Source organism: Micromonospora arida (assembly GCF_042873195.1).
GTDB classification, from domain to species: Bacteria; Actinomycetota; Actinomycetes; order Mycobacteriales; family Micromonosporaceae; genus Micromonospora; species Micromonospora arida.
Genome location: NZ_JBIALC010000008.1, coordinates 154,439 through 174,639, shown reverse-complemented (window position 1 = coordinate 174,639; position 20,201 = coordinate 154,439). Strand labels below are relative to the sequence as shown.

At 71.9% G+C, this 20,201-nt stretch carries 13 protein-coding genes and 2 pseudogenes; 9 read left to right on the top strand and 6 right to left on the bottom strand.

The window, feature by feature from the left end; genetic code table 11:
* The first annotated feature begins 1 nt into the window (after nt 1).
* Nucleotides 2-1,120, top strand: coding sequence for a GuaB3 family IMP dehydrogenase-related protein (locus ACFYP0_RS23435; protein ID WP_355501991.1), 1,119 nt, complete (start codon nt 2-4; stop codon nt 1,118-1,120).
* A 101-nt stretch (nt 1,121-1,221) separates the two neighbouring features.
* Here the strand turns inward: ACFYP0_RS23435 and ACFYP0_RS23430 are convergent, their stop codons facing one another.
* Nucleotides 1,222-2,337, bottom strand: a complete 1,116-nt coding sequence (locus tag ACFYP0_RS23430) for a sugar phosphate isomerase/epimerase family protein (RefSeq protein ID WP_355501989.1) — start codon at nt 2,335-2,337, stop codon at nt 1,222-1,224.
* A 221-nt stretch (nt 2,338-2,558) separates the two neighbouring features.
* Between ACFYP0_RS23430 and ACFYP0_RS23425 the strand changes: the two genes are divergently transcribed.
* The gene (locus ACFYP0_RS23425; RefSeq protein WP_355501987.1) at nt 2,559-3,962 is read left to right on the top strand and encodes a M1 family metallopeptidase; all 1,404 of its coding nucleotides are present in this window, start codon (nt 2,559-2,561) and stop codon (nt 3,960-3,962) included.
* Between the two features lie 110 nt (nt 3,963-4,072).
* Nucleotides 4,073-5,530: a M1 family metallopeptidase gene (locus tag ACFYP0_RS23420; RefSeq protein WP_124856340.1), complete on the top strand. Its 1,458-nt coding sequence runs from the start codon at nt 4,073-4,075 to the stop codon at nt 5,528-5,530.
* A 7-nt stretch (nt 5,531-5,537) separates the two neighbouring features.
* On the opposite strand, the gene ACFYP0_RS23415 is transcribed toward ACFYP0_RS23420, so the two are convergent.
* Nucleotides 5,538-6,656 (bottom strand): LCP family protein, encoded by a 1,119-nt coding sequence (locus ACFYP0_RS23415; protein ID WP_356980782.1) that lies wholly within the window; start codon nt 6,654-6,656, stop codon nt 5,538-5,540.
* A gap of 145 nt (nt 6,657-6,801) precedes the next feature.
* Here ACFYP0_RS23415 and ACFYP0_RS23410 point away from each other — a divergent pair, with 145 nt between their 5' ends.
* On the top strand, nt 6,802-8,499 hold the full coding sequence (locus tag ACFYP0_RS23410; protein ID WP_356980780.1) for a GMC family oxidoreductase: 1,698 nt from the start codon (nt 6,802-6,804) through the stop codon (nt 8,497-8,499).
* Nucleotides 8,500-8,565: 66 nt separating this feature from the next.
* The gene (guaA, locus tag ACFYP0_RS23405; protein WP_356980778.1) at nt 8,566-10,122 is read left to right on the top strand and encodes a glutamine-hydrolyzing GMP synthase; all 1,557 of its coding nucleotides are present in this window, start codon (nt 8,566-8,568) and stop codon (nt 10,120-10,122) included.
* A 148-nt stretch (nt 10,123-10,270) separates the two neighbouring features.
* On the opposite strand, the pseudogene ACFYP0_RS23400 reads toward guaA, so the two are convergent.
* Nucleotides 10,271-10,579, bottom strand: a pseudogene (locus tag ACFYP0_RS23400) (PspC domain-containing protein); the annotation flags it as partial.
* Nucleotides 10,580-10,722: 143 nt separating this feature from the next.
* Between ACFYP0_RS23400 and ACFYP0_RS23395 the strand changes: the two are divergent.
* The 3 genes from ACFYP0_RS23395 to ACFYP0_RS23385 all read left to right on the top strand — a co-directional run bounded on the left by ACFYP0_RS23395 (nt 10,723) and on the right by ACFYP0_RS23385 (nt 14,827).
* The gene (locus ACFYP0_RS23395) at nt 10,723-11,673 is read left to right on the top strand and encodes an NUDIX hydrolase (protein ID WP_124856350.1); all 951 of its coding nucleotides are present in this window, start codon (nt 10,723-10,725) and stop codon (nt 11,671-11,673) included.
* 802 nt (nt 11,674-12,475) lie between these two features.
* Nucleotides 12,476-13,531 carry an NUDIX hydrolase gene (locus ACFYP0_RS23390; RefSeq protein ID WP_356980775.1) on the top strand — a complete coding sequence of 352 codons (1,056 nt, stop codon included), beginning with the start codon at nt 12,476-12,478 and terminating at the stop codon, nt 13,529-13,531.
* A 345-nt stretch (nt 13,532-13,876) separates the two neighbouring features.
* Nucleotides 13,877-14,827 carry a CDP-alcohol phosphatidyltransferase family protein gene (locus ACFYP0_RS23385; protein WP_356980773.1) on the top strand — a complete coding sequence of 317 codons (951 nt, stop codon included), beginning with the start codon at nt 13,877-13,879 and terminating at the stop codon, nt 14,825-14,827.
* Nucleotides 14,828-14,884: 57 nt separating this feature from the next.
* On the opposite strand, the gene ACFYP0_RS23380 is transcribed toward ACFYP0_RS23385, so the two are convergent.
* The 3 genes and pseudogenes from ACFYP0_RS23380 to ACFYP0_RS23370 form a co-directional block, all read right to left on the bottom strand.
* Entirely contained in the window at nt 14,885-16,138 is a 1,254-nt protein-coding gene (locus tag ACFYP0_RS23380) for a phosphatidylserine decarboxylase (RefSeq protein WP_124853387.1), read from the bottom strand.
* A gap of 601 nt (nt 16,139-16,739) precedes the next feature.
* Nucleotides 16,740-16,988, bottom strand: a pseudogene (locus tag ACFYP0_RS23375) (hypothetical protein); the annotation flags it as partial.
* On the bottom strand, nt 16,985-18,778 hold the full coding sequence (locus ACFYP0_RS23370) for a PspC domain-containing protein (protein ID WP_356980771.1): 1,794 nt from the start codon (nt 18,776-18,778) through the stop codon (nt 16,985-16,987). The pseudogene ACFYP0_RS23375 and the gene ACFYP0_RS23370, both read right to left, overlap by 4 nt.
* 156 nt (nt 18,779-18,934) lie before the next feature.
* Between ACFYP0_RS23370 and ACFYP0_RS23365 the strand changes: the two genes are divergently transcribed.
* Nucleotides 18,935-20,200, top strand: a complete 1,266-nt coding sequence (locus ACFYP0_RS23365; RefSeq protein WP_355494629.1) for a PspC domain-containing protein — start codon at nt 18,935-18,937, stop codon at nt 20,198-20,200.
* Nucleotide 20,201: the final 1 nt, after the last annotated feature.

Below are 20,201 nucleotides of genomic sequence, written 5' to 3'. Positions count from 1 at the left end.
CATGCGTGACGTGGTCGAGATCGGGCTGGGCAAGACCGCGCAGCGCGGCTACCACCTGGACGACATCGCCATCGTGCCGAGCCGCCGTACCCGGGACGTCGACGACGTGTCGACCTCCTGGCAGCTCGACGCGTACCCGTTCGGCATTCCGTGCGTCGGCCACCCCTCCGACGCCACCATGAGCCCGGCCTCGGCTGTGCGGCTCGGTCAGCTCGGCGGCCTCGGCGTGCTCAACGTCGAGGGGCTCTGGACCCGCTACGAGAACCCGACGAAGGTGCTGGACGAGCTGGCCGGCCTCGACGAGGAGGCCCGCGCCACCAAGCGGCTCCAGGAGGTGTACGCCGAGCCGATCCGTCCTGACCTGATCGCGGAGCGGGTCCGCGAGCTGCGCGCCGGTGGCGGCACGGTGGCGGTGCGGGTCTCCCCGCAGCACACCCTCGCGCTGGCGCCGGTGATCCTGGACGCCGGGGTGGACATCCTGGTCATCCAGGGCACCATCGTCTCGGCCGAGCACGTGTCGACCACCGATGAGCCGCTGAACCTCAAGGAGTTCATCGCCGACCTCGACCTGCCGGTGATCGTCGGTGGCTGCACCGACTACAAGACGGCGCTGCACCTGATGCGTACCGGCGCGGCCGGCGTGATCGTGGGCATCGGTGGCGACGAGTGGTCGACCACCGAGTCGGTGTTGGGCATCCGGGTGCCGATGGCCACCGCGATCGCCGACGCCGCGGCGGCCCGTCGTGACTACCTGGACGAGACCGGCGGCCGGTACGTGCACCTGATCGCCGACGGTGACATCCAGACCTCGGGAGACATCGCCAAGGCGCTCGGCTGCGGCGCGGACGCGGTGATGCTCGGTGAGCCGCTGTCGCTCTGCGAGGAGGCCCCCGCCGGTGGTGCCTGGTGGCACTCGGCGGCGAGCCACCCGTCGCTGCCCCGGGGCGCCTTCGAGGTCTCCGGCGAGCCGCTCGGCTCGATGGAGCAGCTGCTCTTCGGGCCGGCGGACGAGGCCGACGGCCAGCTCAACCTGTTCGGTGGGCTGCGTCGGGCGATGGCCAAGTGCGGCTACCGCGACCTGAAGGAGTTCCAGAAGGTCGGTCTGGTCCTCGACCGCTGACCGATCCGTCAGACGCCGGAAGGCCGGCCCCGCCTGGTGCGGGGCCGGCCTTCGTCGCGTTCAGCCGGGAGTCACTCAGCGGGGAGTCACTCAGCCGGGAGTCACTTCTCCACGTAGATGGTCAGGTCGGACATGTTGCGGTAGCTGGTCGCCGCGAAGTCGAGCGACTGGCCCTTGTTGTCCGCGCCGCCGGGGGCGGTGTCCATCTCCCAGTTGGCGTGGTGGAAGTTACGCTCGCCGATGGTCTGGAAGAACTGCTGGAAGTTGAGGTCGCCGTCGCCCAGCGGGGTCATCTGGTACCCGTTGGGCACGCTGGTGTCCCGGTCACCGTCCTTGGCGTGGAAGAGCGGGAACCGGGTGGTCCGGTCGGCCACGGTGAGGATCGGGTCGAACAGGTCGGTCACCTCCTGGCCGGCCGGGTTGACGTACTTCTGGTGCTTGTAACGGGCCACGTAGGCCCAGTAGATGTCCAGCTCGAAGAAGACGTACCGCGGGTCGGTGATCTCGAAGAAGTACTCCAGCCGGCGGATGCCGGAGGACCGGGTCTGCCGGCCCTGCGCGTCGCGCGGGCCCCGGTCGATCAGGAAGTTGTACGCGGCGTCGTGGTTGTGCGTGTAGAGCCGCATGCCCCGGGCCTTGGCCTGCCGGCCCAGCTCGTTCCAGATGTCCGCGGCGGCGTCCCACTCGGCCTTGTACGCGCTGCTGGTCGGGTCGCTGCCGGTGCCGATGTTCTTCATCCCGAGTTCCTCGGCGATGTCCAGCTGCTGCTGGAAGGTGGCCGGCTGGATCGAGGCGTGGGTGCCGTTGGCCACCAGACCGTTGTCGTCGAGGATCTTGCGGATCTCGGCGGGGGTGATCTGCCGGCCCAGGATCTCGGTGCTCTGGGTGTAGCCGGCGAACTCGATCTCCTTGTAGCCGATCTCGGCGAGTCGGGCGAGGACGCGCTCGAAGCCGTACGGCACGCCGCTGTCGTCGGGCGCGGCGGTGATCCGGTCGCGGACGCTGTAGAGGATGATGCCGCGGTTCCTGGCCGGGATCAGCGGCTCCACCCGCAGCTTGCTCGCGTTGCCGGGGTGGGCGAGCGCGGGGGTGCCGGTGGCGAGGACGGGTAGGCCGGCCGCGCCGATCGCGGCGGCGGCACCAGCGGAGGCGGCGAGGAGGGATCGGCGGCTGAGCCGGCCGGTGGGGGTGGCGTCGGGGGCGGTGTGGTCTGGCATGGTTCCACCTTTCGCGACGGTGGTCGGAGACAGACACTAACGTCGGTCTAAGTCGAAAGAAAGGCTCGATCGACGGCAGCTTTTGTTTGATTCGACGAAAGTAACTGATGATCGTCGATACCGGCCGCGCGGTACGCGATGCTGACTACGCTCGTCCTGACCAGAAGGCGGCAGAAAACCGGAACGCGGCAGAAGGCCGCAACGCCGCAGGAGGGGTGAGCATGGTCCTGACCGGACGGCGGCTGCGCGTCGCGGCGCTGACCTGCGCGATCGGGCTGGCCGCCACCGGTTGTACCGGCGACGACCGCGACGGCTTCCGGCCCGGTGCCGCCGACGTCGGCGACCCGTACGTGCCGGGGCACGGCAACGGCGGTTACGACGTCGGGCACTACGGCCTCGACGTCCGCTACGACCCGTCGACCGACCGGCTGACCGGTCGAGCCGTCATCACGGCCACCGCCACCCAGGACCTGTCCCGGTTCAACCTGGACCTGGTCGGCCTGGACGTCGGCGCGGTCAGCGTGGGTGACGCGGCGGCCGAGCACCGGCGCGGCGACGGCGAGTTGGTGGTGACGCCCCGCGCCGGACTGCCGCGCGGTCGGCAGTTCACCGTGACGGTCGAGTACGCGGGAGTCCCCACCGCCGTCGACGACGGGGCGTTGGGCAGCGGCGGTTTCCTGCACACCACCGACGGCGCGGTGGCGCTCGGCCAACCCGACTCGGCCGCCACCTGGTTCCCGGTCAACGACCACCCGTCGGACAAGGCCACCTACGACCTGGCGGTGACCGTCCCGGACGGCCTGGCCGCGCTGAGCAACGGCGTACCCGGGCCGAAGAGCAGTGCCGACGGCTGGACCACCTGGCGCTGGTCGGAGCGCGCCCCGATGGCCAGCTACCTGAGCACGCTCGTGATCGGTGACTACCGGGTGGTGACCGGCACGCACGCCGGCCGACCGATGGTCACGGCGGTGGCCGCGAGCCTGCCGGCGACCGGCGGCGCGGCCACCTCGCTGGCCCGCACCGGTGCGATCGTCGACTTCCTGGCCAGCCGCTTCGGCCCGTACCCGTTCGACTCGTACGGGGGAATCGTGATCGCCGACGACCGGGTCGGGTACGCGCTGGAGACTCAGTCGCGGCCGGTCTACGGGCCTGGCTTCTTCGCGGACGACCGGCCGAACCCGAGCGTCGTCGCACACGAGCTGGCGCACCAGTGGTTCGGCGACAGCGTGTCGCTGACCAGGTGGGGCGACATCTGGCTCAACGAGGGCTTCGCGAGCTACGCCGAGTGGCTGTGGGAGGAACACGACGGCGGCCGGACCGCCCAGCGCAACTTCGAGATCCAGTACGCGGCGACCGACTGGACGCAGCCGTCGGTCGAGCCGGGCCGGGAGCAGATGTTCGGCTCGGCCGTCTACAAGCGCGGGGCGCTCGCCGTGCACGCGTTGCGCCGGACCGTCGGTGACGATCTCTTCTTCCGCATCCTGCGTACCTGGACCACCGAGCGGGCGGCGGGCAACGCGACCACCGCGGACCTCGTCGCGCTGGCCGAGCGGGTCGCCGGGCGGCAACTGCGTCCGCTCTTCGACGCCTGGTTGGTGGGTGGGTCGGCCCCCACACTGCCGTGACCCGGCCCCGCTGCCCGGTCGATATGCTGCCGCCTGCGAACGGCGGGTAGGCGCCCGTTCGCGCGGAACAACGAGGGCCGTCACCGGCCACCGTGCGGAAAGGGTGTGGGATGCGGGGGACGCGGCACAGACTGCGGGTGGCTGCCGGCCTGCTGGCGACCGGTGCGCTCGTCCTGTCCGGATGCGACTCGACGGGCCCGGAGGCGGCCCTACCACCGAGCGCGTCCCCCACGCCGGCGCGGACGTTCACCGCGGGCGCCGACGGGGTCGGCGACGCCTACTTCCCGACCTACGGCAACGGCGGCTACGACGTCGCGCGGTACACGGTGAAGGTGCGCTACGACCCGGCCAAGGACCAGTTGACGGGTACGACCACAGTGCGGGCCACCGCCACGGCGGACCTGTCGACGTTCAACCTCGACCTGGCCGGTCTGACCGTCAGCGCGGTCACCGTGGACGGCGCACCGGCGACCCACAGCCGCAAGCGGAACGAGTTGGTGATCAAGCCGGCTTCCGGCCTGATCAACGGCAACGGGTTCGTCGCCGAGGTCACCTACGCCGGTAAGCCGAAGCCGCTGAAGAACGAGACGCTCGGTGACGGTGGCTTCCTGCACACCGCAGACGGTGCCATCGCGCTGGGTCAGCCCGAGTCGGCCAGCACCTGGTTTCCGGTCAACGACCACCCGTCGGACAAGGCGGCCTACGACTTCGAGGTCACCGTTCCGGACGGTCTGACCGCGATCAGCAACGGCGTTCCCGGCGGGAAGACCAGCACGGGCGGTTGGACCACCTGGAAGTGGTCGGAGAAGTCGCCGATGGCCAGCTATCTGAGCACGCTGGTGATCGGCAAGTTCCGGATCACCACCGGCGAGCACAAGGGCCGCCCGGTCTACAACGCGGTCACCACCACCCAGGCCAAGGGCAACGCGGACGCGTCCATCGCGCAGACCGTCGCGGTGGCCGACTACCTGGAGAGTGTGTTCGGGCCGTACCCGTTCGACGCGTACGGCGGGGTGGTGATCTCCGACAGCCGGATCTCCTACGCCCTGGAGACGCAGAGCCGACCGGTCTACGCGGCGAGCTTCTTCCGGCAGGGCGAGAACACCGAGGTCGTCGCCCACGAGCTGGCCCACCAGTGGTTCGGCGACAGCGTCGCGTTGGCCAAGTGGGAGGACATCTGGCTCAACGAGGGCTTCGCGACGTACGCGGAGTGGCTCTGGGCCGAGCACACCAAGGCGTACACCGCCAAGGAGGCGTTCGACAACCGGTACGCCAGAATGTCCGCTCAGGTGTGGCAGACACCGCCGGGCAAGCCGGGCGTGGAGAAACTGTTCAGCGAGTCGGTCTACCAGCGCGGCGGGATGACCCTGCACGCCCTGCGGGTGGCCGTCGGCGACAAGGCGTTCTTCGAGATCCTCAAGACCTGGGCGGCGGAGAAGCGCGACGGCATCGCCACCACACCCGAGTTCGTGGCCCTGGCCGAGCGGATCTCCGGCAAGCAGCTCGACGCGATCTTCGACGCCTGGCTCTACGGCACCAGGAAGCCGGCCCTGCCCAAGCGGCTCTGAGCGGCGGTCAGTTCTTGACGACCAGGGTGGGGTGGGCGGCCAGGTAGGCGTCGGCGCGGCCGGCGCGGAGTTCGGTGAGGAACTTGCGGCCCTCGGCGCTGAGCTGTTCGCCCCGGTACGAGCTGCCCTTGCCGACCCCGGAACCGGGCAGCCCGACCAGCGTGAAACGGTTCTCCGGCAGGCCACTGAGGGCGTACGCGATGTCGACGATCCGACGTCCGCCCACGTAGACCAGCGTGTCGCCCAGCGCGGAGACCACCTGGTCGACGCGCTCGGGTTGCTTGGCCAGGCCCTCGTCCAGGATCTTGCGGGTCATCGCCCGGATCAGCTGCTGCTGGTGGCGCTGCCGTGCGTAGTCACCGCCGGCGATGTAGCGCTGCCGCGCGTAGTCCAGCGCCTGCCAGCCGTTGAGGTGCCGCTCGCCCTTCTCGTAGACCTGCTGCGGCCCCTTGTAGCCGCCCGGCGCGCTCTCCCGGTACTTGCCGTCCGGTCGGCGGTGCATCGACTCGACCCGCTGGTCGACGTAGATGTCCACCCCACCCAGGGCGGTGACCAGCCGGTCGAACCCGTTGAAGGTGAGCACCGCGCCGGCGTCGATGCGCAGCCCGGTGTAACCGCTGACCGTGCTGCGCAGCAGCTCGTACCCCTGGGCCGTGCTGGGTTGTTTGGGTTTGCCCGGCACCCGGCTGCCGAAGCTCATCGCGTGCGTGAGTTTGGTCTTGCCGCCCTTGTAGCCGGCCTTCGGGAACGCCGGGATGTCCACCAGCAGGTCGCGGGGGAGCGAGAAGAGGTACGCCCGATCCAACCCCTTGGGTACGTGCAACACCAGCACGGCGTCCGAGTGCGGCTCCCAGCCGGGCACGCTGACCCGGGTGTCCACACCGACCAGCAGCAGGTTGAGCGGGCCCGTGATGTCCGCGCCCGGCGGCGGACCGCTGGGGCTCGGGGTCGGCGCGCCGACCGGCGACGGGGTCGGTGAGCCGGCCACCGGAGCGCCCCCCGGCTTGTTGTCGCCGGTCAGCCGGGTGATCACCACAGTGCCGGCTGCGATCAGCGCGACGACGGCGAGGGCCGCCAACCCCACCAGCAACCACCGTCGGCGCGGCGCCATCGACCCGAGAACCATCTTGGATTCCTTCCACCCGTCTGGTGAACAACGCTCCGACGGGTGCTCCGGGTTGCGGCCGGGAGACGCCGGTTCGGTCGGCCGGAGCATGATCGCGCAAAAACGGGCGCTGGCGCGAGCGCTACTGGCGAGTAATGATGCAACCATGCGGTACGACGTGGTCGTCATCGGGTCCGGCTTCGGTGGCAGCGTCACCGCGCTCAGACTGGCCGAGAAGGGCTACTCGGTCGCGGTGCTGGAAGCCGGCCGCCGCTTCGCCGACGACGAGTTCCCGCAGACGTCCTGGCGGCTCCGCCGGTTCCTCTGGGCACCGAAGCTGGGCTGCTACGGCATCCAACGGCTCACCCTGCTCCGCCCGGCCGACCGACGATCCGGCGGCGGAGTGCTGGTGCTCTCCGGCGCCGGGGTGGGCGGCGGTTCGCTGGTCTACGCGAACACCCTCTACGAACCGCTGCCAGCCTTCTACAGCGACCCGCAGTGGCGGGACATCACCGACTGGCGCGACGAGTTGGCCCACCACTACGACCAGGCGAAACGGATGCTCGGCGTCACCACGTACCCGGTGCACACCGGCGCGGACCGTGCCATGCGCGCGGTGGCCGAGCGGATGGGGGTGGGGCACACCTTCCATGCCACCCCGGTGGGCGTGCACATCGGCCGGCCCGGCCAGCGGATCGCCGACCCGTACTTCGGCGGTGCCGGCCCGGAACGCACCGGCTGCCTGCACTGCGGCTCGTGCATGACCGGCTGCCGGCACGGTGCGAAGAACACACTGGTGAAGAACTACCTCTGGCTCGCCGAACGGCTCGGGGTCACGGTCCGTCAGCTGACCACGGTGACCGCCGTCCGGCCCGCCGACGGCGGTGGGTACGAGGTGCACACCGAACGCACCGGCGCCTGGCTGCGCAAGGCTCGACAGGTCATCCACGCCGATCAGGTGGTCTTCGCCGCCGGGGCGCTCGGCACCCAGCGGCTGCTGCACGGGATGCGGGCCGACGGTGCGCTACCCGGGCTCTCGGCCCGCCTCGGCGAACTGACCCGGACCAACTCGGAGGCGATCCTCGGCGCCTCGGTGCCACGCCAACAGGCCCGGTCCGAGCGGTTGGACTACACCGAGGGGGTGGCCATCACCAGCTCGTTCCACCCCGACCCACAGACCCACATCGAGCCGGTCCGCTACGGGCGGGGCTCCAACGCGATGGGGCTGCTCCAGTCACTGCTGGTCGACGGCGGCCCGCACCGGGTCCGCCGCTGGCTGGGCAGCATCGTGCGGCAGCCCCGGTTGGCGGCGCGGATGCTGTCGGTCCGCGGCTGGTCGGAACGGACGGTGATCGCCCTGGTCATGCAGTCCGTGGACAACTCACTGACCACCAGGTGGCGGCGTGGCCCGCTCGGCCGCAGGTTGGTCACCGGCCCGGGCCACGGCACGCCCAGCCCGACCTGGATCCCGGCCGGCAACACCGCCGCCCGGATGCTCGCCGACGAGATCGGCGGCACCCCCGGCGGTTCGCTCACCGAACCCTTCGACATCCCGGTGACCGCGCACATCCTGGGCGGGGCGGTCATCGGGGCCACCCCGGCCGATGGGGTGATCGACCCCTGGCACCGGGTGTACGGGCACGCCGGGCTGCACGTGGTCGACGGCGCGGCCGTCTCGGCCAACCTGGGCGTGAACCCCTCCCTGACGATCACCGCACAGGCGGAACGGGCGATGTCCTTCTGGCCCAACAAGGGCGACAAGGACCTCCGCCCGACGCTCGGGTCCCCGTACCGCCGTCTGTCGCCCGTACCCCCGAAGAACCCGGCGGTCCCGGCGGACGCCCCGGGTGCGCTGCGTTCCTGAACCCCGCTGGCCCCCACGGCGAGCCGGTGCCGGCAGCGGCCGTGACTGTCGGTAGGCTTCGTGCACATGAGCCTGCCTCGCCCCGTCCTCGTGGTGGACTTCGGAGCCCAGTACGCCCAGCTCATCGCGCGCCGGGTCCGTGAGGCGAAGGTCTACTCCGAGATCGTGCCGCACTCGATGCCGATCGCCGAGATGCTGGCGAAGAACCCCGCCGCGATCATCCTCTCCGGTGGTCCGGCCAGCGTCTACGCCCCGGACGCGCCGCGGATCGACGCGGGCGTGTTCAGCGCCGACGTGCCGGTCTTCGGCATCTGCTACGGCTTCCAGGCGATGGCCCAGGCGCTCGGCGGCACGGTCACCAGGACCGGCAACCGTGAGTACGGCGGCACTCCGCTGCGCCCCCGTCTCCTCGACCCCGGTGTGCTGCTGCGTGACCTGCCGGCGGACCTGCCGGTCTGGATGAGCCACGGCGACTGCGTCACCGAGGCGCCCGAGGGCTTCACAGTGACCGCCGAGTCGGCGGGCGCGCCGGTCGCCGCCTTCGAGGACCTGGCCGGTCGCCGGGCCGGCGTGCAGTTCCACCCGGAGGTCGGGCACACCGCGCACGGCCAGGAGATGCTGACCCGCTTCCTCTACGACATCGCCGGGATCGAGCCGACCTGGACTCCCGAGAACATCATCGACGAGCAGGTCGCCCGGATCCGCGCCCAGATCGGCGACAAGGAGGTCATCTGCGGCCTCTCCGGCGGGGTGGACTCGGCGGTCGCCGCGGCGCTCGTGCACAAGGCCGTCGGTGACCAGCTCACCTGCGTCTTCGTCGATCACGGCCTGCTGCGCGCCGGCGAGGCCGAGCAGGTGGAGAAGGACTACGTCAGCGCCACCGGCATCAAGCTGAAGGTGGTCGACGCCACCGACCGGTTCCTCGGCGCGCTCGCCGGGGTGACCGACCCGGAGCAGAAGCGCAAGATCATTGGTCGGGAGTTCATCCGGGTCTTCGAGGCCGCGGCCCGCGAGATCGCCGCACACGGCGACGTCGAGTTCCTCGTCCAGGGCACCCTCTACCCCGATGTGGTGGAGTCCGGCGGCGGCACCGGCACCGCCAACATCAAGAGCCACCACAACGTCGGCGGCCTCCCGGAGGACCTGAAGTTCGCACTGGTCGAGCCGCTGCGCACCCTGTTCAAGGACGAGGTCCGGACGCTCGGCCTCCAACTGGGCCTGCCCGAGGCGATGGTCTGGCGGCACCCGTTCCCCGGCCCCGGCCTGGCCATCCGCATCATCGGCGCGGTCGACCAGGAGCGCCTCGACCTGCTCCGCCAGGCCGACCTGATCGCCCGCGAGGAACTGACCGCCGCCGGCCTCGACCGGGGTGTCTGGCAGTTCCCGGTGGTGCTCCTCGCCGACGTGCGCAGCGTCGGTGTGCAGGGAGACGGGCGCAGCTACGGGCACCCCGTGGTGCTGCGCCCGGTCTCCAGCGAGGACGCGATGACCGCCGACTGGTCCCGGCTGCCCTACGACGTGGTGGCCCGGATCTCCACCCGGATCACCAACGAGGTCGCCGAGGTCAACCGGGTGGTCCTGGACGTCACCAGCAAGCCGCCGGGCACCATCGAGTGGGAGTGAGCGCCGCTCAGGCCGCCGGCGGTGGGCTGAACGGGATCGTCGGCGTGCTGGACGGGGGCGTCGGCGTGCTGGACGGGGGCGTCGGCGTGCTGGACGGGGTCGGCGGCGTGCTGGACGGGGTCGGCGGGTAGGGCTGCGTCGGGGCGTACCCCTGCGGTGGCCCGCCGGGCGCGGGCCCGGCGGTGGGCGGCGGGCCGTTCTGCGGTGCGACGCCCGCGGCGTGCGGCCAGGCCGGCGCGCCGGTGGGCTCCTCCGGCATCAGGAACCACATGATCGGGTACGCGAACAGCGCGAGCCCGCCGGTGAGCAGGCCGGTGACCGCGAAGATCACCCGGACCAGTGTGGGATCGACGGCGAAGTAGCGGCCGACGCCACTGGCGACCCCGGCGACCATGCGGTCGGTGGTGGGTCGCCGAAGCTGCTTGTACGGGGCACGGGGAGCGGTGGTCGATGTCATACCCCCACGGTCCGCGCTGGCGCCCCACCCGCCCTCGGTGACCGCCCGGATCCTTACCCTGACCAATCCCTGACCGGGGCCAGATAGTCAGGAATCCGACTCTTTTCCGTCCCGGTAACCCGGCCCGGGGAGAATTTGCTTCCGTGACCACCTTGCTCAAGCCGCTCCGCAGGATCGCGGCATACGCAGTTTGTGCTGATTCAAGCGGCCGAGTCTTGCTGGTCCGCGCATCGGAGCGCTCCGGCACCCCCGGCACCTGGTCGCTGCCCGGCGGGGCGGTCGACCACGGCGAGGACCCGAACCACACCGTCGTACGCGAGACCGCCGCCGAAACCGGCCTCTCCGTCGCCGTCTCCGGCCTCGCCGACGTGCTCGCCGACATGCGAGCACTCCCGGACCGCGGCATCACCATCCACACCGACCGGCTGATCTACCGGGTGGCCGTGCGCGGTGGCACCCTCGCCGACCGGGTCGGCGAGCGCCCCACCGACCTGGCCCGGTGGTACACCCTCGACGAGGCGCGCGAGCTGCCGCTGCGCTCGTTCACCGCACGCGCCCTCGGGCTGCCCGCCTCCTCGGCCGACGTGGTGCCCGACGAGGCACCCGAGTTCCCCTCCTTCTACGCCGTGCCCGGCCCCGACGGGCTGCACCGGGCCCAGCGCTTCGCCGCGTACGCGGTCTGCACCGACCCCGCCGGCCGAGTGCTGCTCACCCGCATCTCCGACGGCTACCCCGGCGCCGGCTGCTGGCACCTGCCCGGCGGCGGCACCGACTACGGCGAACAGCCCGGCGCGGCACTCATCCGAGAGCTGATCGAGGAAACCGGCCAGGCCGGCCGCCTCGTCGAGCTGCTCGGCGTCGCCAGCCACCGCGACGCCGCCTCACTCGGCCCCGAGGGCTACCCCATCGACTGGCACGGCGTACGCGCCTTCTACCGGGTCGTCGTCGACCAGCCCAACCCACTGACCGTGGCCGACGTCGGCGGCTCCACCTGCGAGGCCCGCTGGTTCGGCCGCGAGGAGTTGGGCGCCCTCCCCACCGACCGCCTCACCGAGGTGACCGCCGAAGCAGTCCAAGCCGCCCAACTCACCTGACCCCCGCCCAGTCCGCGGGGTCAGCGTCGCACCGCACCGTCGCGCCGTCGCGCCTCGGGTGTCGGGTCTCGCGCCTCGGGTCTCGCGCCTCGGGCCTCGGGCCTCGGGCCTCGGGCCTCGCGCCTCGCGCCTCGCGCCTCGCGCCTCGCGCCTCGCGCCAAGATCGTGCTCGAACCAGGATGTAGTGGCTTACCGCCGGGCCGATGCCACTACATCCTGGATATTGCGCGATCTTGAGTTCGGGAAGCCCCGCTGGTGGGCTCCGGGTGTCCCGGGCAGGCAATCATCGGCGCGACGCCCAGGATCCACCCGTGATCCACTCGGGTTCCTTGAAGGCGCGGTATCCCGGGCGCTGGAACACCGCGCCTTCCGTGAACCCGAGTTGATCACCGCTGGTCTCGGCTCCCGCGACGGGCTTGGGCTCCACAATTAGGGCTAGTGGAGTGAAGCGGACCGGTTCGGAAACAGGTCGAAGGGGTCTTGACGGGGCTAATCGGTCGTCGTCAGGGGTTGGGCTACCCCGCGGCGCTGCGGCTACCCCGCGGCGCTGCGGCTACCCCGCGGCGCTGCGGGTACCTCGCGGCGCTGCGGGTACCTCGCGGTGCTGCGGCTACCCCGCGGCGCTGCGGGTGCCTCGCGGCGCCGCGACTACCCCGGGTGGCCCGGATGCCCCGGCTCGCCAAGCTCTGTGGGTTTTCCGTGCACCGCCTCGCGTTGATCATGAAGTTATTGTCGGAACGCGGGATGGGCGGCGATAACGTCATGATCAATATTTGTGGGTGCGAAGCGGGGGCGAGCAAAGGTGCAATTTGCGCGGCGAGTCGGGGTCTATGGACTTTTGCGGGACTCGGGCCGGGTCTTGGTGGTTCGGGACGGGGCGGACGGTGAGTTTCCCGGGGTCTGGCGGTTGCCGGGCGGTGCCGTCCGGCATGCCGAGGACCCGGAGCGCGCCATGGTCCGCCAGGTCGCCGAGCAGGCCGGGCTGACGGTCGCAGTGATGCGACTACTCACGGTGGTCGCCGATGTGGCCACCGTGCCGGAGGACAAGGCCGCGCTGCACACCGACCGGTTGTTGTTCGAGCTCAGGGCTCCCCACGGCGCGCTGTCCGGCGGCGTGCGGCCTCAGAGCGCACGGCCTGAGAGCGCACAGCCTGAGAGCGCGGGGTCCGGGGGCGCACGGCCTGAGAGCGCACGGCCTGAGAGCGCGGGGTCCGGGGGCGTGCGGGCTGAGAGCGCGGGGTCCGGGGGCGGGTCGTGGGGCGGCGGGACTGGTGTCGTTGATCAGGCTTGCTGGCTTTCGCTGACGGAGGTGGCGCAGTTGCCGCTGACCCCGTTCACCGCCGAGGCGCTCGGCCTGCCGGTCACCCCGCTGCCTCCGGCAGCGCACCGGTCGCGGGACCTGCTTCCGCCGCAGCATCCCGACCGTCGGCTGCGCTTCGGGGCGTACGGCCTGGTCACCGACCCCGCTGGGCGGATCCTGCTCACCCAGATCGCGGAGGGCTACCCGGGGGCCGGTCTGTGGCATCTGCCCGGCGGTGGCACCGATCACGGTGAGCAGCCGGCCACCGGGTTGCTGCGGGAACTGGTCGAGGAGGGCGGGCAGGTGGGCCGGGTCGTGGAGCTTCTCGGCGTCAACAATCTGCACAATCCCGCCGCGCTGGGCCCGGAGGGCCGACCTCTGGATTGGCATGGCGTACGGGTGATCTATCGGGTGCTGGTGGACGTACCCACCGACGCGGTGGTCACCGAGTCCGCCGGAGGGTCGACGGCGCGGGCGGCGTGGTTCACCCGGGAGGAGGCGACTGACCTGCCATTGAGTGACATCGCCGTCGTAGCAATCGGACAGAGCGACCGATAGCACCCCGCTCGATGAGCCGACTTGGTGACCCTCCGGTACAGTCAGAGGCGGGAATGATGGAGGAAACGGGCGATGAAGCCCGGGATGGGAACAAGCGAGCGGTTCGAGCGGTTTAAGCCAGATATAAGTACCGCCGGCAGCTATCGCCAAGCCATGTTCCCCTATGCGATGGTGTACTCCGCAAAACGGCTGCCGGGCCATGCAAGGTCCGGCACGAGACAGCCGGACACCCGCCACTTGGCGGTCAGCAGATCCGGTGATGGAGGAAACGTGCCGAGAGCCCCATGGCGCCGGCGTCGTACTACTGACAGTCCGCGCCCCGCAGGGCGTCGCTGGGCGGGCCGGTTGCGCCGCAGCAGCACGTTCGCCCGCCAGGTGCTGTTGGTCCGGGTCGGTCGCCGCGACGGCGACCTGCACCCGACCGACCTGGCCCCGACCGAGCACCGGTACGCCGATCGGCAGCGCCGTCGCTACGGCCTGGACCGGCTCAGCCGGCCGCCACTGGGCGTGGACCCGACACTGGGCCTGGACCGAGCCGACGTCGACGCCGTCATGCCGGTCAGCCCGGCGATGCCGCCGATGACGCAGACCGACGAGGCCCACTCGATCCCGCTGCTCCCCGGCGAGCGCACCATGGCGCGCCGGATGAAGTTCGGCCTGGTCAACGCCTGCACGCTGGCCAGCCTGATGCTCGGCATGCTGGCCATCTTCCTGGCCATGCAGGGCGAGGTGCGCATGGCGGCGCTCTGCCTGATCGCGTGTGTCGGCTTCGACGGTCTGGACGGCGCGCTGGCCCGACGGCTCGGGGTGGCCAGCCCGTTCGGCGCGCAGATGGACTCACTGGCCGACATGTGCTCGTTCGGTCTCGCCGCGCCGGTCGTGGTCTACGCCTCGCTCGCCGGCTCCGTCTCCACGGCGGCGGCGGCGGTGGCGTGCGCCCTGGTCGCGGCGTGTGCCGCGATTCGACTGGCCCGCTTCAACGTCTCGCCGAAGGACGGCAGGTTCTTCTGCGGGGTGCCCACCACCATGGCGGCCGCGGTGCTCGCCGTGACGGTGGCGATCGGCCTGCCGGTGCCTGGTGCCGTGCTGGTCGCCGGGGTGGCGCTGCTGGCCTTCGCGATGGTGTCGAGCTTCCCGTACGCCAAGCTCGCCCGCCTGGTGAAGCTGCCGCCGTGGCTCTGGCTGGCCCCGGTGATCGGCGCGCTGGTCGACATCCGGCTCACGTTCGCCCTGATCGTGGTGGGCTACCTGGTCAGCGGGCCGGTTCTCTGGCTGCGGCAACGTCGTACCGCATGATCTGAGCAGAAAGAACGGGGCGCCGCGGACAGCGGCGCCCCGTTCCTCGTTTGCGGATCAGCGCCAGCGGGCGATGACCGTGGACCCGCCGACCACCTTGTCGCCCGGCCCGACCAGCGGGTCCGCGGCCTCGGCGGGCAGGTAGACGTCCGTCCGGGAACCGAACCGGATCAGCCCGAAGCGCTCGCCCTTGGCCAGCAGCGCGCCGATCGGCGCGCGCTGCACGATCCGGCGGGCGATCAGGCCGGTCCGCTGCGCGACCACCACCGTGCCGCGAGCGGTGTCCAGCACTGTGTACGCGGCCACGTTGTGCTCGGCGTCCGGCTTCATCGCGTTGACGAAGCCGCCATCGGCGACGAAGTAGTCCACCACCTTGCCGGCGACCGGGGAGCGGTTGACGTGCACGTCCAGCACCGACAGGAACACAGCGATCCGCAGCCACTCGCCGTCGCCGAAGCGCTCGTCGTGCAGCCGCTGCACCGACAGGACCTTCCCGTCCGCGCTGGCGACCACGGCGCTCGGGTCCTCCGGCACGTCCCGTTCGGGATCCCGGAAGAACGCGGCGACCGGCCCGGCGGCCAGGGCCGGCAGCAGCCACAGCTTGGACGACGGGCGCGCCACCCGGGCCAGCGCCGCGAGGCTCAGCGCGATGCCCGCCGCCGCCACGCCGTTGGAGTCGATGTGCATGCCCCGGGTCACCGGCACGCTCGACGGCCGGTACGCGGGGGCCAGGCTGTCGGCCGTGGCCGAGCTGGCCGGGGTGAACCGCAGTCGGTAGACCCGCACCGGCGGCGAGTTACGCAGCACCAGATCGGCGCCGACGCCGTAGAGGGCATCCTGTCGGGCCAGCTCGGCGGCGGCACCCTCGGTTCGGCCGGGGGTGGCGACGGTCGCCACGCTCAGCACCGCCCCGTCGGTCAGGTACTTGGCCAACCCCTCGACGCCGCTGCGGGTGGCCTCGGCGGTGCCGGTGAACGCCTCACCGGCGATGACGACACCGGCGGCCTCGGCTTCGGCCAGCGAGTCGACGACGGTCACCCGGTCGGCGACCCAGCGGCCCTGGGCTGTGACGTGCTCGCGGAGCGCCGCAGCGCCGAACGGCTCGGCGGGCACCACGGTGAGCCGGTCACCGGGGAGCAGCGCATCGACCGCCGCGGCCAGGACCGCGGAGTCCGGGGTCACCCCGACCAGCAGGGCGGCCTTGGGGTCGTTGATCCGGGCCAGCTCGGCGACGAGGGTACGGGCGGCTCGCTCGCCGATGCGGACCGGACCGGACCGGCCGGTGGTACGCACGGCGGGGGACTGGGTCATGTCGGGCGGGCTCCTGACGGGGGTAGAGACGGGAATCGCGGCGGGACCGCCATGGGCGGGACGGGCCGGCCGGCGGAGGCGAGATCTCCACCAGCCAGCATATGCGTCCGTCCGCGCCGGCCGCACCGCCGTGGGGATGCGGTGGGTCGACGCGGACGGACGCCCGAGGTCACGCTTCCCTGCGCGGGTCCTCCCGCTCGTCACCCGGCTGGTCGCTGGTGGTCTCGACCGGTTGGTCGGACCGGGTCGGCTCGTCCCCCTCGGACGAGGCCGGGCGGGCGAGGTTTCCGATGGTCGGCTCGTCGTCTCCGTTGCCGGGTTGGCCGGGGATGGGCTCGGTCGGCGGCTCCGACGGCGGATGTGCCAGCCAGGCCGGGTGGATCACGTCGGTGGCCGGCACGTCCTGTGCCCGCACCCCGGTGGTCGGCGTCTCCAACGTCCGGTCCGAGATGAGCGTCGGGTCGGAGGAGGGCGTCGGGTCCGAGATGAGCGTCGGGTCCGAGGAGGGGGTGTCCCAGGTGGACCGTTCTGCTTCCCAGACCGGCAGGGGCGCGCCGGACGTCGACGTGGCGGCGCCGGAGACGGGTGCGCCGGAGACGGACGTGCCGGAGACGGGTGCGACCGCCTCGGCAGCACCGGCCTCGGCAATCGGCTCCGGCTGGTTCGGTCGACCCGAGCGCAGTGCGCCGACCAGCCCGAAGACCCCGATCAGGATGAGTGCGCCGGCCAGGAACCAGCCGACCGGCGGCAGCGCGAGGCCGAGCAGTTGGGCGAGTAGCCACCAGGCGGACAGCGCCAGGAACACGAGCCCGAAGGCGAACGACACCAGATCCGTGCGGTGAGCCTTCACCGGGTCACCTCCAGGTTGCCGGCATTGACATGGATGTAGAGGCGCAGGGTCCCGCCGCCGGGTCCGTCCGCGCCGACGTCGGTGGATTCCCGCAGGCGGCCGTCCAGCCCGCCGGAGCGGTTGCCGAAGACGGTGGCGTCACCCGCGTTGACGTCGGCCACGGTGGTGACGTCCACGTTCGGCGGTACGACCACCGTCGCCTGACCGAAGTTGACGGCCACCGTCACCTGGCTGTCCCGTTTCGCGAAGTCGATCCCGCGCAGGTCGAGCACGGCGTCACCGAAGCTGTTCTCGTACCGGTCCGCCAGGTCGCGGTGGTCGGTGGGCGCCCAGGTCACCGCGCCGTCGACCCCCCGGATCCGGTCGTAGGACTCGGCGACGGTCGCCGTGCCCAGCGCGGCCGCGGTCACCAGACCGAGCGCGATGAGCCAGCGGGCCCGCCCGAACCACGTGCCGACCAGCAGGCCGAGCGCGATCGTGGCCAGCGCGGCCGCGAAGTACGCCGAGGCGCTGATGGCGAAGACGTCCAGCAGGTCGAGCAGGGCGACCAGACCGAGCACCAGGAAGATCAGCGAGAAGGTCACCGCGCCGAGCGGCGAGCGCTCCTTGGGGCGCTTCGGCGGCTTCGGTGGCTTGGGCGGAGGAGGCGCGGCCGGGGTCGGCGAAGCGTACGGGCCGTGCGGCGCGAACGGGGGCCGGTAACCGGAGGGCGGCGGGGCGGTCGGGTAGCCGGCCGGGGCAGCGGGTGCGCTGCTCACCGGTGCCGACGGCCAGCCGGCGCTGGGCATGGCGGTGCTGGGCCAGCCGGGCTGCGCAGCCGTCGTGCCGGCCGGTTGCCCGGACACCGGGCCGACCCCGGACACCGGCTGCGTCGCGCTGGTCGGCGGCGCGTCGTACGCCGGGATGGTGACGGTGGGCGTGGCCCCCGTTGTCGCGGTGGTGTACCCCGGATCGGTGCTGAACATCGGCGGCGTCGCTGCCGGGCCGGTCGACGGCGCCGCGCCGTACGAGGGTGCGGGCCAGGCCACCGGTGGGACGACCGGACCGGCCGGGTTGCCGGACGGTGCGGCGGGCGGCGGACCACCCGGGGTGCCGGGCCGTGGACTGCGGCCGTCCCGGTTGAGCAGGAGCGCGCCGGCGACCAGGATGGCCGCGCCGAGCAGCACCGCGCGGAAGGCGTCGGTGACGATGTACGCGAAGCTGGCCGCGACCAGGATGCCCAGGACGATCACCGTCACCGGGGACATGCTGGAGCGACCACGACCGAGCATGGACTCGACGGGGGACGCGGTGTCGCCCTCGTTCGGGATGATCAGCCAGGCGGCGACGTACACCAGGATGCCGATGCCCCCGAAGAACCCGAGCACCGCGAGCAGCACCCGCCAGAGCACCGGATCGGTGTTGGTGGCTCGCCCGATCGCCGCGCAGACGCCGGCCAGATACCGCCCCTCGCGCGGCCGGACCAGCCCGTACCGCGAGGTGAAGCCGGTGCCGCCCAGAGGCGGTGGCGGCGCGGACGGACCGGGACCAGCCGGCCCGGGTGGTGTGCCGCCCGGGCCGTAGCCGGTGCCCGCCGCGAACTCCGGGCCTGGGCCGTAGCCCGCCGTGGGCGGCGCGTAGCCGTCGGCCGGCTCGCCGGGCGCGGTGCCGGCGGTCGCGTCGGTGCCGGCGTGCGGACCGAACGTGCTGGGCTCGGTCCATTCGGGGGGCGTGGTGGTGGGCGGGGGCGGTGCTGAACCGCCCGGCTGTGCCGACCCCGGTCGGGGCGGCGGGGCAGCTTCCTCGGTCATGCTTCGATCCTGCTGCCCGGTCCACCCGAACGACCTCAGGACCCGACCCTGACCCCACCCTGAGATCCGGCGGCCGGAATGTCGGGGGCGTCCCCGTGGTCGCGGACGCCGCAGCGTGTGACGATCGAGTCACCGACCTCGACCTGTCCGCCACCCGTGACCAGGGAGCCTCCGATCAGCATCGTGACCTCGCCCCCGCGCCTCTACCGCGCCCCGGAGCACCGGATGGCCGCCGGCGTCGCCGCCGGTATCGCCGACCATCTCGGCATCTCGGTGCTGCGGGTGCGCGTCGCGTTCATGGTCCTGCTCGGGCTCAGCGGGCTCGGCCTGCTGCTCTACGCGGCCTTCTGGGCGGTGGTGCCGCTGCGTCCCGGTGACACCGCGGTGCCGCCCCGGCGGGACGTCGCCCAACTCCTGCCGTTCGTGGGGATCGGGCTCGGTGTCCTGTTGATCCAGGTGATGGTCTTCGACTCGGTCGGCGCGGCGGGCACCGCCGGTTGGTTGGTGGCCATCATCGCGGTCGGCGCCGGGGTCATCTGGCACCAGTCCGCGCCCGAGCGGCGGCGACAGTGGGGCGACGCGATGCCGGTGCCCTGGCTCGGCGCGGTCGTCGAGGAGAGCGACCGGCGGGCCTTCGTGCTGCGGTTCATCGGCGGGGGAGTGCTGGTCGCGGTCGGCATCATCGGCGTCGCGGCCGTCTACTCGCCGGCACAGAACTTCGACGCGGTGATCAATGGCGTGATCTTCGCGTTGGTCGGGCTGGCGGGCGTCGGCGTGGTCGCCGCGCCGGTGCTCTGGCGGACGTACAGCCAGCTCCGCTCTGAGCGTGAGGGGCGCATCCGCGAGCAGGAGCGGGCCGAGCTGGCCGCGATGGTGCACGACCAGGTGCTGCACACGTTGGCACTGATCCAGCGCAACGCCAGCGACGTCAAGACGGTGCAGCGGCTGGCCCGAGGGCAGGAGCGTTCGCTGCGCAACTGGCTCTACAAGCCGACGGCTTCGCCGAGCGAGCGCTTCGCCGCCGCTCTGGAACAGGCCGCGGCCGAGGTCGAGGACACCTTCGCGATCAGCGTGGAGACGGTGGTGGTGGGGGACCGGGAGACCGACGAGAAGGTCGGGGCGCTGGTCGCGGCCGCGCGGGAGGCGTTGGTGAACGCGGCCCGGCACGCAGGCGTGCAGACCGTGTCGCTCTACGCCGAGGTGGAGCCGGATCAGGTCAGTGTCTTCGTCCGGGACCGGGGGAAGGGCTTCGATCCGGATACCGTGGAGGACCACCGGCACGGCGTACGCGGCTCGATCATCGGGCGGATGAAGCGGCACGGCGGACGGGCCGAAATACGGTCCGGCCCGGGGGAGGGGACCGAGGTCCGGTTGATCCTGCCGATCTCCCGGGACTCGTCCGCAGCGGAGAGGAACAGATGAC

Bases quoted from the DNA above. Each gene is read 5' to 3' on its own strand.
- ACFYP0_RS23435 (WP_355501991.1), top strand. From the start codon at position 2: ATGCGTGACGTGGTCGAGATCGGGCTGGGCAAGACCGCGCAGCGCGGC.
- ACFYP0_RS23430 (WP_355501989.1), bottom strand. From the start codon at position 2,337: ATGCCAGACCACACCGCCCCCGACGCCACCCCCACCGGCCGGCTCAGC.
- ACFYP0_RS23425 (WP_355501987.1), top strand. From the start codon at position 2,559: ATGGTCCTGACCGGACGGCGGCTGCGCGTCGCGGCGCTGACCTGCGCG.
- ACFYP0_RS23420 (WP_124856340.1), top strand. From the start codon at position 4,073: ATGCGGGGGACGCGGCACAGACTGCGGGTGGCTGCCGGCCTGCTGGCG.
- ACFYP0_RS23415 (WP_356980782.1), bottom strand. From the start codon at position 6,656: ATGGTTCTCGGGTCGATGGCGCCGCGCCGACGGTGGTTGCTGGTGGGG.
- ACFYP0_RS23410 (WP_356980780.1), top strand. From the start codon at position 6,802: ATGCGGTACGACGTGGTCGTCATCGGGTCCGGCTTCGGTGGCAGCGTC.
- guaA (WP_356980778.1), top strand. From the start codon at position 8,566: ATGAGCCTGCCTCGCCCCGTCCTCGTGGTGGACTTCGGAGCCCAGTAC.
- ACFYP0_RS23380 (WP_124853387.1), bottom strand. From the start codon at position 16,138: ATGACCCAGTCCCCCGCCGTGCGTACCACCGGCCGGTCCGGTCCGGTC.
- ACFYP0_RS23370 (WP_356980771.1), bottom strand. From the start codon at position 18,778: ATGACCGAGGAAGCTGCCCCGCCGCCCCGACCGGGGTCGGCACAGCCG.